A 9,554-nucleotide genomic window follows, 5' to 3' on the forward strand; every position below is an offset into this window, starting at 1 on the left:
GGACGCACGATCTACACTCCGTAACCGTGGCCCACCGACCTCTCATCGCGCCCAGCATCCTGTCCGCCGACTTCGCCCGTCTGGGCGAGGAGATCCACGCCGTCGCCGGTGCCGGCGACACCAGGGCCGACTGGGTCCACGTGGACGTCATGGACAACCACTTCGTGCCCAACCTGACGCTGGGCCTGCCGGTCGTGCAGTCGCTGCTGAAGTCCACGGACATCCCGCTGGACTGCCACCTGATGATCGAGGACCCGGACCGCTGGGCCATCGGCTACGCCGAGGCCGGCGCCTACAACGTCACCGTGCACGTCGAGGCCGCGGCCGACCCGGTGATGCTGGCGAAGAACCTGCGCGCCGCGGGCGCCAAGGCCGGGCTGTCCATCAAGCCGGGCACCCCGCTCGAGGACCACGTCGAGACGCTCAAGCACTACGACACCCTGCTGGTGATGTCGGTCGAGCCGGGCTTCGGCGGCCAGTCGTTCATCCCGGACGTGCTGGAGAAGGTCCGCACCGCGCGCCGCCTCGTCGACACCGGCCACCTCAAGCTGGTCGTGGAGATCGACGGCGGCATCAACGCCGACACGATCGAGCAGGCCGCCGAGGCAGGCGTGGACTGCTTCGTCGCCGGCTCCGCCGTCTACGGCGCGGAAGACCCCGGCAAGGCCGTCGCGGCCCTGCGCGAACGTGCCGCCCGCGTCGGCGCGGCACACTGACACCGACAAGGAGGCCGCCAGTGTTCACCGGCATCGTGGAGGAGCTCGGCGAGATCACGGCCGTCGAGCAGGTTCCCAACGCCGCGCGGCTCACCGTACGCGGGCCCGTGGTGACCTCCGACGCCAAACACGGCGACTCGATCGCCGTCAGCGGGGTGTGCCTGACCGTCGTCGACGTGTTCGGCTCCGAGTTCACCGTGGACGTGGTGCACGAGACGCTGCAGCGCTCCCGGCTGGCCAAGATCGCAGTGGGGGACCGGGTGAACCTGGAGCGGGCGACCGCGGTGGGGGACCGGCTCGGCGGGCACATCATGCAGGGCCACGTCGACGGCACCGGGGTGTTCCTGTCCCGCGACGCGGCCGGGCTCACCCGGTTCGCGCTGCCGGAGGGGCTGTCCCGCTACATCGTGGAGAAGGGCTCGATCGCGGTCGACGGCATCTCGCTGACCGTGACGAGTGTGACGAACGACGAGTTCTCCGTGGCGCTGATTCCGACGACACTGGAACTGACCACCCTCGGCCGTGCCGAGCCGGGTGATCTGGTGAACCTCGAGGTCGACGTGCTCGCCAAGTACGTGGAGAAGCTCGCGACGCCCCATCTGCCCGGCCGCACGGAGCACACTGGAGCCGGGGCAGGCTCGAAGGAGGACGCGTGAGCAGCGCAGGGACACCGTGCGGGGCGGGGGTGCCGGTCGACGTCGCCGGCATCGAGAAGGCGATCGCGGACATCGCCGCCGGGCGGCCGGTGGTCGTCGTCGACGACGAGGACCGCGAGAACGAGGGCGACCTGATCTTCGCCGCCGAGAAGGCGACGCCGGAGCTGCTCGCCTTCATGGTGCGCTACACCTCGGGGTACGTCTGCGTGGCGCTCACCGAGGAGGACTGCAACCGGCTGGACCTCCCGCCGATGTACCACACGAACCAGGACCAGCGCGGCACCGCGTACACGGTCACGGTGGACGCGGCCGAGGGCATCACCACCGGCATCTCCGCGTCCGACCGGGCGCACACGATCCGGCTGCTGGCCGACCCGAAGTCGCAGGCCGGCGACTTCCGGCGGCCGGGGCACGTGGTCCCGCTGCGCGCCAAGGAGGGCGGCGTGCTGCGCCGGCCAGGGCACACCGAGGCCTCGGTCGACCTGGCCCGCATGGCCGGGCTGCACCCGTCGGGCGTGCTGTGCGAGATCGTCTCCCAGAAGGATGAGGGGGACATGGCGCGCCGGGACGAGCTGGAGGTGTTCGCCTCCGACCACGACCTGCAGATCATCACGATCGCCGACCTGATCGCCTACCGGCGCCGCCACGAGAAGCAGGTGGAGCGGGTCGCCGAGGCGCGCATCCCGCTCGAGGCCGGCGTGTTCCGCGCGGTCGGCTACGACAGCCTGCTGGACGGCATCGAGCACGTCGCGTTCGTGTACGGCGAGATCGGCGACGGCGAGGACATCCTGGTGCGGGTGCACTCGGAGTGCCTCACCGGCGACGTGTTCGGGTCGCTGCGCTGCGACTGCGGCCCGCAGCTGGACGCGGCGCTGCGGATCGTCGCCGACGAGGGCCGGGGTGTCGTGCTCTACATCCGCGGCCACGAGGGCCGTGGCATCGGGCTGCTGCACAAGCTGCAGGCCTACCAGCTGCAGGACCTCGGCGCGGACACGGTGGACGCGAACCTGGCGCTCGGGGTGCCCGCGGACGCCCGCGACTACGGCACGGGCGCGCAGATCCTGTGCGACCTGGGTGTGCGGTCGATGCGGCTGCTGACGAACAACCCGGCGAAGCGGATCGGCCTGGAGGGCTACGGCCTGAAGGTCACCGGCCGGGTGCCGCTGCCGATCTCGCCGAACCCGGAGAACCTGCGTTACCTGCGCACGAAGCGGGACCGGATGGGCCACGACCTGTCCAACCTGGAGGAGTTCGACCAGGTCGGCGCCGACCTGGAGGCACGGAACGGGAACGGTGCTTCGCAGTGAGTGGTGAAGGCAGGCCGGACGTCGAGCTCGACCTGAGCGAGTGCGAGAACCTGCGGCTGGGCATCGTGGCCACGCGGTGGCACGCGAAGATCACCGACGCCCTGCTGGAGAACGCGCTGAAGGCTGTGCGGGAGGCGAAGCTGTCGGAGGAGCCGACGGTGGTGCGCGTCGCCGGCGCGGTGGAGCTGCCGGTGGTGGCGCAGGCGCTGGCCCGCACGCACGACGCGGTCGTCGCGCTGGGCGTGGTCATCCGCGGCGGCACGCCGCACTTCGAGTACGTGTGCGACGCGGTGACGGCCGGCCTGACCCGGGTCGCGCTGGACGAGGGCACGCCCGTCGGCAACGGGGTGCTGACCTGCGACACCGAGCAGCAGGCGCTGGACCGGTCCGGGCTGCCCGGGTCGAAGGAGGACAAGGGCCGCGAGGCCACGCAGGCGGCACTGGACGCGGCGCACGTGCTGCGGTCGCTGCGGCAGCCGTGGACCGATCGGAAGTTCGTGTGAGCGCAGCCGTGGCGGAGAAGTCGGAGGCCGTGGTGTTCCGGCCGCACCGGGCGACCTGGATGTCGGCGGTGCTGGCGGTCGTGCTGCTCGCGGTGTTCGTGGTCGTGGCGATCCTGCTGCGCGGCTCGGACACCGGCGTGATCTTCCAGCGGTCCGACCAGATCGCCATGGTGTTCATCGGACTGCTGCTCGCCGGCGCGACGATGCTGTTCGCGACGCCCCGGGTGCGGGCGGACGCCTCGGGCGTGCAGGTGCGCAACGTGCTGGTGGGGCGCCGGTTCAGCTGGCTGGAGGTGCTGTCGGTGAGCTTCCCCGACGGCGCCTCGTTCGCCCGGCTGGAACTGCCGGAGGACGAGTACTACGCGATGCTGGCGATCCAGGCGGTCGACCGGGACCGTGCCGTCGAGGCGGTGCGCACGCTGCGCCGGCTGCACAAGGAAGCCTGGGCCGCGCAGGACTGACCGCCGGCAGGGCGCACGTCGCCGAGACTGTGCGCCCCGCGCGGCGGGTCAGACCGTCAGGTCGACCACCACCGGGGCGTGGTCCGAGGTGCCCTTGCCCTTGCGTGCCTCCCGGTCCACGTACGCGTCGCTCACCGCGCCGGTGAACTTCGCCGATCCGAAGACCAGGTCGATCCGCATCCCGTTGTTCTTCGGGAACGCCAGTTGCCGGTAGTCCCAGTACGTGTAGGGCGTGTCGTACTTCAGGGCGCGCGGCAGGACCTCCTCCAGGCCTGCCTCGCGCAGGGCCGCCAGTGCCGCCCGCTCCGCCTCGGTCACGTGCGTCATGCCGTCGAACAGCGTGATGTCCCAGACGTCGTCGTCGGTCGGCGCGATGTTGAAGTCGCCCAGCACGGCGAACGGCCGGTCGTCGCCGACCTCGGCCGCGACCGTCGAACGCAGCGCCGAAAGCCACTGCAGCTTGTACGCGTAGTGCGGGTGCGCCACCTCCCGCCCGTTGGGCACGTACACCGACCACACCCGTACCCCGCCGCACGTCGCGCCGATCGCGCGCGGCTCGGAGACGTCGTCGAACGTCGGCTCGCCGTCCAGCCCGCGCCGCACGTCCGCCAGCCCTACTCGGGACAGGATCGCCACGCCGTTCCACCGGCCGGTGCCGTACGCCGCGACCTCGTAGCCCGCCGCGGCCACCTCGGCCGGGAACGCCTCCGTGGCGCACTTCAGCTCCTGCAGGCACACCACGTCCGGCTGGGCGGTCTCGAGCCAGGACAGCAGCTTCGGCAGCCGCGCGGTGACGGAGTTGACGTTCCAGGTGGCGATGCGCATGATCCCGAGAATCGCATACCCGCCCGGCCCCGCCGCACGCGGCGGGAGGGGTGCGTCGGACTGTCACACCCGAGCCATAGGCTGGAGGGCGTGGCTGACCCGTCCACCTACCGTCCCTCGCCGGGGAGCATCCCGGAAGAGCCCGGCGTCTACAAGTTCCGCGACGCGACCAAGCGGGTCATCTACGTCGGCAAGGCCAAGAGCCTGCGCAGCAGGCTGAACTCCTACTTCGCCGACCTGTCCGGGCTGCACCCGCGGACCAGGCAGATGGTGACCACCGCGGCCAGCGTCGAGTGGACCGTGGTCTCCACCGAGGTCGAGGCCCTCCAGCTCGAGTACAACTGGATCAAGGAGTTCGACCCGCGGTTCAACGTCCGCTACCGCGACGACAAGTCCTACCCGGTGCTGGCGGTGACCCTGCACGAGGAGTTCCCGCGGCTGCACGTCTACCGCGGCCCCCGCAAGAAGGGCGTGCGGTACTTCGGCCCGTACGCGCACGCGTGGGCGATCCGCGAGACGCTCGACCTGCTGCTGCGCGTGTTCCCGGCGCGCACCTGCTCCAACGGCGTGTTCCGCCGTCACGGTCAGATCGGCCGCCCGTGCCTGCTCGGCTACATCGACAAGTGCTCCGCCCCGTGCGTCGGCCGGGTGAGCGCGGAGGAGCACCGGGACATCGTGGAAGACTTCTGCGACTTCCTCTCCGGGCGCACCGACGCGATGGTGCGCAAGCTGGAGCGGGACATGGCCGAGGCGGCCGAGAACCTGGAGTTCGAGAAGGCCGCCCGCCTGCGTGACGACATCGGCGCGCTGCGGCGGGCGATGGAGAAGCAGGCCGTGGTGCTCGGCGACGGCACGGACGCCGACCTGGTCGCCTTCGCCCACGACGAGCTGGAGGCCGCCGTCCAGGTCTTCCACGTGCGTGGCGGCCGGGTGCGTGGCCAGCGCGGCTGGGTGATCGACAAGGCCGACGAGATGGGCGTGCCGGAGCTCGTCGAGCAGTTCCTCACCCAGTTCTACGGCGAGCAGGTCGAGCTGGCCGAGCAGGGCACCGACCTGGGCACGCCGGTGCCGCGCGAGGTGCTAGTGCCGGAGCTGCCCGAGGACGCCGAGGCGATGACCGAGTGGCTGTCCGGGCTGCGTGGCTCGCGGGTGCAGCTGCGGGTGCCCCAGCGCGGCGACAAGCGCGCGCTCGCCGAGACGGTGGAGCGCAACGCGCAGGAGGCGTTCCAGCAGCACAAGCTGCGCCGCGCGGGCGACCTTACCGCGCGGTCGGCCGCGCTGGCCGAGCTGCAGGAGCACCTGGGCCTGGACAGCGCGCCGCTGCGCATCGAGTGCGTCGACATCAGCCACACGCAGGGCACCGACGTGGTGGCCTCGCTGGTGGTGTTCGAGGACGGCGTGGCGCGCAAGTCGGAGTACCGCCGGTTCGCGCTGCGGGAGGCCGCCACCGAGGGGGATGTCGCCTCCATTGCCGAGGTGGTGCGGCGGAGGTTCGCTCGCTACCAGACCGAAACCCAGGAGGGCCTGGCGGGCGAGAAGCCGGGCATCGACCCGGAGACCGGGCGGCCGCGCAAGTTCGCGTACCCGCCGAACCTGCTCGTGGTCGACGGCGCCGGCCCGCAGGCGACGGCGGCGGCGGACGTGCTGGCGGAGATGGGCATCACCGACATCGCCGTGGTCGGTTTGGCGAAGCGGCTGGAGGAGGTGTGGCTGCCCGGCGACCCCGATCCGGTGATCCTGCCGCGCACCTCGGAGGCCCTGTACCTGTTGCAGCGGGTGCGGGACGAGGCGCACCGGTTCGCCATCGCCTACCACCGGCAGAAGCGCGCCAAGCGCGTTCAGGTGTCCGCTTTGGACGGTGTGCCGGGGCTGGGGCAGGCGCGGCGGGCCGCGCTGATCAAGCACTTCGGCTCGGTGAAGCGGCTGAAGGAAGCAGGGGTGGACGAGATCGCGCAGGTGCCTGGCGTGGGGAAGCGCACGGCCGAGGCGATCTTCGCCGCGTTGGCCTCACTTGGGGAGTCGGAGAAGCAGTGACGGGAGAGACGATGGCCGAGGACCGGGGCACCGGCATGGAGGTCGCGGTGGTGACCGGCCTGTCCGGCGCCGGCCGCAGCACGGCCGCGAAGTGCCTGGAGGATCTGGGCTGGTTCGTGGTGGACAACCTGCCACCGGAGCTGATCGCGACCATGGTCGAGCTGGGGGCGCAGGCCCGCGGCGCGATCACGAAGGTGGCCGTCGTGATGGACGTGCGCTCGCGCGCGTTCACCGACGACCTGTCCTCGATCATCAAGGACCTCGACGCGCGCGGCTACAAGCCGCGGGTGCTGTTCCTGGAGGCCACCGACGCGGTGCTGGTGCGCCGGTTCGAGCAGGTGCGCCGCGGCCACCCGCTGCAGGGGGACGGCCGTCTGATCGACGGCATCACCGCCGAACGGCAGATGCTCGCGCCGTTGCGCGAGGAGGCCGACCTGGTGCTGGAGACCTCCGCGCTGTCGGTGCACGACCTGCGCGCGAAGATCGAGGACGCGTTCGGCACCGAGTCCGCGACGCAGACGCGGGTCACCGTGTTGTCCTTCGGCTACAAGTACGGCCTGCCGATGGACGCCGACCTGGTGATGGACGTGCGGTTCCTGCCGAACCCGTTCTGGATCCCGGAGCTGCGCGACCACACCGGGCTGGACGCGGAGGTGCGCAACTACGTGCTGTCGCAGGAGGGCGCCGAGGAGTTCCTCGACCGCTACCACCAGCTGCTGCGCCTGATCGGCGCCGGCTACCGGCGCGAGGGCAAGCGGTACCTGACGCTGGCCGTGGGCTGCACCGGCGGGAAGCACCGGAGTGTCGCCATCTCCGAGGAGCTGTCCCGGCTGCTGTCCAATGAGGACGGTATGGCGGTGAAGGTCATCCACCGGGACCTGGGACGCGAGTGACCGGGAATCTGCGCGCCGTCGCGCTGGGTGGTGGCCACGGGCTGCACGCGACGCTGACCGCGTTGCGGCGGTTGACCCCGGACGTGACCGCGGTGGTCACGGTCGCCGACGACGGTGGTTCGTCGGGCAGGTTGCGGCGCGAGCTGGGTCTGTTGCCGCCGGGGGACCTGCGGCAGGCGCTGGCCGCGCTGGCGGTCGCCGAGCAGGGCGAGTCGCTGTGGGCGGAGGTGTTCCAGCACCGGTTCGGCGGCAGCGGCGCCCTCACCGGCCACGCGGTCGGCAACCTGGTGCTGGCCGGGCTGTTCGAGGTGCTGGGCGATCCGGTGGCCGCGCTGGACGAGGCGCGGCGGCTGCTGGGGGTGTCCGGCCGGGTGCTGCCGATGTCGCCGGAGCCGCTGGAGATCGAGGCGGAGGTGTCCGGCCTCGACGACGACGGGACGCTGCGCCGCATTCGCGGCCAGGTCGCGGTGGCGAGCACACCGGGCCGGGTGGAGCGGATCACGCTGCGCACGCCGCGACGGCCCGGCGGGGTGCCCGCCGCGTGTGACGAGGCGGTGCAGGCCGTGCTGGACGCCGAGGCGGTGTTCCTGGGGCCGGGGTCGTGGTTCTCGAGCGTCATCCCGCACCTGATGGTGCCCGGGCTGCACGACGCGCTGCTGCGCACCGAGGCGACGAAGATCGTGGTCCTGAACCTCGTCCCTCAGCCGGGTGAGACGGCGGGGTTCTCACCCGAACGGCACTTGGACGTACTCTTCCAGCACGCGCCCGGGCTGCGGGTGGACGCGGTGATCGCCGACCGGGATTCGGTGCCGGCACCGGCCCGCCTGCGGGACGCGGCGGCGGGACTGGGGGCCAAGGCGCTTCTGGCGGACGTGGCGGACCCTGGTCGCGAGGGTGTGCACGATCCGGATGCGCTGGCGAGCTGTGTGCGGGAAGCTCTCGGTCTCAGCGAGACCGAGGGCCGGAAAGGGTAGGGAGGGGCCATGGCGATGACCGCCGCCGTGAAGGACGAGCTCAGCAGGCTGCAGATCACGAAGATCGGGCCGCGCCGGTCCGAAGTCGCGTCGATGCTGCGCTTCGCCGGGGGCTTGCACATCGTGGGGGGACGGGTGGTGGTGGAGGCCGAGCTCGACACGGGTTCGGTCGCGCGGCGCCTGCGCAAGGAGATCCACGAGCTGTACGGCCACCATTCGGACGTGCACGTGCTGTCCGCGGGCGGGCTGCGGAAGACGACGAGGTACATCGTCCGGGTGGTTCAGGACGGGGAGAGCCTGGCGCGGCAGACGGGCCTGATCGATCAGCGGGGCCGCCCGGTGCGGGGCCTGCCCGCCGCGGTGGTGTCCGGCGGGATCGCCGACGCCGAGGCCGCGTGGCGGGGCGCGTTCCTGGCGCACGGTTCGCTGACCGAGCCCGGCCGGTCGTCTTCGTTGGAGGTCACCTGCCCCGGCCCGGAGGCGGCGCTGGCGTTGGTGGGGGCGGCCCGGCGGATGGGCATCCAGGCCAAGTCGAGGGAGGTGCGGGGAGCCGACCGGGTGGTGGTCCGCGACGGCGACGCGATCGGCGCCCTGCTGACCCGCCTGGGCGCCCACGCGAGCGTCCTGCAGTGGGAAGAGCGCCGGATGCGCCGCGAGGTCCGGGCGACGGCCAACCGACTGGCCAACTTCGACGACGCCAACCTCCGCCGCAGCGCACGAGCAGCGGTCGCGGCGGCCGCCAGGGTGGAACGAGCGCTGGACATCCTGGCCGACAGCGCACCCGAACACCTCCTCGCCGCCGGACGGTTGAGGCTGGACAACCGGCAGGCGTCGCTGGAGGAGCTGGGCCAGCTGGCCGACCCCCCGATGACGAAGGACGCGGTGGCCGGCCGGATCAGGCGCCTGCTCGCGATGGCCGACAAGCGGGCGAAGGAACTGAACATCCCCGACACCGAAAGCGCAGTAACCCCGGAGATGCTCGAAGAGGAAAGCGTTTAACGGCGCGCCCAGCGCCACGCCTTGAACCAAACCCAAGGTAGCTGGGTGGTCATCCCGTCGCCTGACACGTGACGATCACCTTGAGCCAGGGCCGCAACCCCCGTGCTCGCGTGAGTTGACATGCCAACCTTGCGGCCCTGGCTCAAGGTGATATGCACAAACCGGAAGGCGACGGGATGACCACCC

General features: G+C 71.6%; 10 protein-coding genes. 9 read left to right on the top strand and 1 reads right to left on the bottom strand.

What is annotated here, in order from left to right; genetic code table 11:
* The first annotated feature begins 26 nt into the window (after positions 1 to 26).
* The 5 genes from rpe to ACCP09_RS12525 are packed head-to-tail and all read left to right on the top strand — an operon-like array spanning position 27 to position 3,643.
* Positions 27 to 716: a ribulose-phosphate 3-epimerase gene (rpe, locus tag ACCP09_RS12505; RefSeq protein ID WP_123685936.1), complete on the top strand. Its 690-nt coding sequence runs from the start codon at positions 27 to 29 to the stop codon at positions 714 to 716.
* 20 nt (positions 717 to 736) lie between these two features.
* Positions 737 to 1,372 (top strand): riboflavin synthase, encoded by a 636-nt coding sequence (locus tag ACCP09_RS12510; protein WP_027928710.1) that lies wholly within the window; start codon positions 737 to 739, stop codon positions 1,370 to 1,372.
* 29 nt (positions 1,373 to 1,401) lie between these two features.
* On the top strand, positions 1,402 to 2,679 hold the full coding sequence (locus tag ACCP09_RS12515; RefSeq protein ID WP_027928711.1) for a bifunctional 3,4-dihydroxy-2-butanone-4-phosphate synthase/GTP cyclohydrolase II: 1,278 nt from the start codon (positions 1,402 to 1,404) through the stop codon (positions 2,677 to 2,679).
* Positions 2,676 to 3,182 carry a 6,7-dimethyl-8-ribityllumazine synthase gene (gene ribH, locus ACCP09_RS12520; protein ID WP_020422338.1) on the top strand — a complete coding sequence of 169 codons (507 nt, stop codon included), beginning with the start codon at positions 2,676 to 2,678 and terminating at the stop codon, positions 3,180 to 3,182. Before ACCP09_RS12515 ends, ribH begins: the two co-directional genes overlap by 4 nt.
* Complete coding sequence (locus ACCP09_RS12525) at positions 3,179 to 3,643, top strand: PH domain-containing protein (protein WP_027928712.1); 465 nt, start codon at positions 3,179 to 3,181, stop codon at positions 3,641 to 3,643. Before ribH ends, ACCP09_RS12525 begins: the two co-directional genes overlap by 4 nt.
* Before the next feature lie 48 nt (positions 3,644 to 3,691).
* Here ACCP09_RS12525 and ACCP09_RS12530 read toward each other — a convergent pair whose 3' ends face one another.
* Complete coding sequence (locus ACCP09_RS12530; protein WP_027928713.1) at positions 3,692 to 4,468, bottom strand: exodeoxyribonuclease III; 777 nt, start codon at positions 4,466 to 4,468, stop codon at positions 3,692 to 3,694.
* A gap of 90 nt (positions 4,469 to 4,558) precedes the next feature.
* Between ACCP09_RS12530 and uvrC the strand changes: the two genes are divergently transcribed.
* Genes uvrC through whiA form a run of 4 tightly spaced genes read left to right on the top strand, consistent with a single transcriptional unit; the run spans position 4,559 to position 9,368 of the window.
* Complete coding sequence (gene uvrC, locus ACCP09_RS12535; protein ID WP_020422335.1) at positions 4,559 to 6,502, top strand: excinuclease ABC subunit UvrC; 1,944 nt, start codon at positions 4,559 to 4,561, stop codon at positions 6,500 to 6,502.
* 35 nt (positions 6,503 to 6,537) lie between these two features.
* Positions 6,538 to 7,395 (top strand): RNase adapter RapZ, encoded by an 858-nt coding sequence (gene rapZ, locus ACCP09_RS12540; RefSeq protein ID WP_051079538.1) that lies wholly within the window; start codon positions 6,538 to 6,540, stop codon positions 7,393 to 7,395.
* Between the two features lie 8 nt (positions 7,396 to 7,403).
* Entirely contained in the window at positions 7,404 to 8,369 is a 966-nt protein-coding gene (locus ACCP09_RS12545; RefSeq protein ID WP_433745997.1) for a gluconeogenesis factor YvcK family protein, read from the top strand.
* Between the two features lie 9 nt (positions 8,370 to 8,378).
* A complete protein-coding gene (gene whiA, locus ACCP09_RS12550; RefSeq protein WP_017983051.1) occupies positions 8,379 to 9,368 on the top strand; it encodes a DNA-binding protein WhiA in 990 nt (329 codons plus the stop codon).
* The last annotated feature ends 186 nt before the right edge of the window (positions 9,369 to 9,554 follow it).

It is taken from the genome of Amycolatopsis sp. 3B14 (genome assembly GCF_050958625.1).
Lineage (GTDB): Bacteria > Actinomycetota > Actinomycetes > Mycobacteriales > Pseudonocardiaceae > Amycolatopsis_E > Amycolatopsis_E thermoflava.